Annotated in this window: 1 protein-coding gene; it reads right to left on the reverse strand. The window is 66.6% G+C overall.

Translation table 11 applies throughout. From position 1 onward, the window contains the following. A partial coding sequence (gene glpD, locus AC1Q5O_RS27210; protein ID WP_492567196.1) for a glycerol-3-phosphate dehydrogenase occupies positions 1-1514 on the reverse strand: 1514 nt, incomplete at its 3' end. Between the last annotated feature and the right edge of the window lie 115 nt (positions 1515-1629).

Consider the following 1629-nt stretch of genomic DNA (forward strand, 5'->3'; position numbering starts at 1 on the left):
TGCGCTCGGCGCAGGACGGTTTTGGCCATGAAGGTTTCGAGGGCGTCGGTTTCTGCGGCGGTGACATGCAGGCCGACCTTGGTGCGCCGCCACAGGACATCCTGTGCGGTCATCGCCCATTCCTGCGCGATGAGATAGCGCACCTCCGCCGCGTAGAGATCCCAGCCGAAATGCTCGCCAAGATCGGCTAGGGATGCCGCCGTGCCCAACAGCCCCCAGGCCCGTGTGCCGTAGAGCCGTACGAGCCGGTAGGCATGGCGCGGCGCGAGGAAGGGGTAATCGGCTTGCAGCCGCTGCAGCTGCGCCGCAAAGCCGTCCGCCGGGAAATCGCCGCCCGGCAGCGTGCCGGCCGCCGTCCATGGCTTGCCCCTGGCCCCGAGCTTCTCCTCGATCTTCTCCAGCATGTGCTCCGCCAGCCGCCGGTAGGTGGTGATCTTGCCGCCGAATATGTTCATCAGCGGCGCCAGCCCCGCCGGCGCATCGCTTTTCAGCACATAGTCGCGCGTCGCCTCCTGCGCCTTCGAGGCCCCGTCATCATAGAGCGGGCGCACCCCCGAATAGCTCCACACCACATCGGCGCGCTGCACCGGCGCGGCAAAATACTCGCTGGCCGCCGCGCAGAGATAATCGGTCTCCGCAGCGGTGATCGTCACCTCGGCCGGATTGCCGTGATAATCCTGGTCCGTCGTGCCGATCAGCGTGAATTCCTGCTCATAGGGAATGGCGAAGATGATGCGCCCGTCGGTGTTCTGGAAGAAATAGGCGCGCGGATCGTCGAACTTTTTGCGCACCACGATGTGGCTGCCCTGCACCAGGCGCACATTGTGCGCCGCGTTGAGCCCGGCCACGCCGGTCAGGACCTCGTCCACCCAGGGACCCGCCGCATTGACCACCAGCCGCGCCCGCACCGTCTCCACCGCGCCCGACAGGGCGTCCTGCACGTCCAGCGTCCAGCCATCGGCCGCGCGCCGCGCCGCCGTCACCTTGCTGCGGGTGCGGATCACCGCGCCGCGGTCGGCCGCATCGCGCGCATTGAGCGCCACCAGCCGCGCATCATTGACCCAGCAGTCGGAATATTCGAACGCCCGCGTATAGAGCGACTTCAGCGGCCTGGCCGCCGCATCGCGCCTCATGTCGAGCGTGCGCGTCGCGGGCAGCTTCCTGCGCCCGCCAATGTGATCGTAGAGGAACAGGCCCAGCCGCAGCAGCCAGGCCGGGCGCAGCCCCGCATGGTGCGGCAGCACGAAGCGCAGCGGCCAGATGATGTGCGGCGCCGCCGCCCACAGCACCTCGCGCTCCATCAGCGCCTCGCGCACCAGGCGGAACTCGTAATATTCCAGATAGCGCAGCCCGCCATGGATCAGCTTGGTGGAGGCCGACGAGGTGCCGCTGGCCAGGTCGTTCATCTCGGCCAGACACACGCTGTAGCCGCGCCCCACCGCATCCCGGGCAATGCCGCAGCCATTGATGCCGCCGCCAATCACGAAAATGTCGTAGATCCCGTCCTGTGCCACCGCTCATCTCCCTGTTCGCAACCGTCCTGCCCGCCAGCGCCAGCCAATATAGCACCACTGCGAAACAAATACGAAACCAAAAGAAAATATAACGCGCATCAACTCACCCGGCAAG

The sequence above is a fragment of the Phyllobacterium sp. MT110 genome, assembly GCF_058792715.1.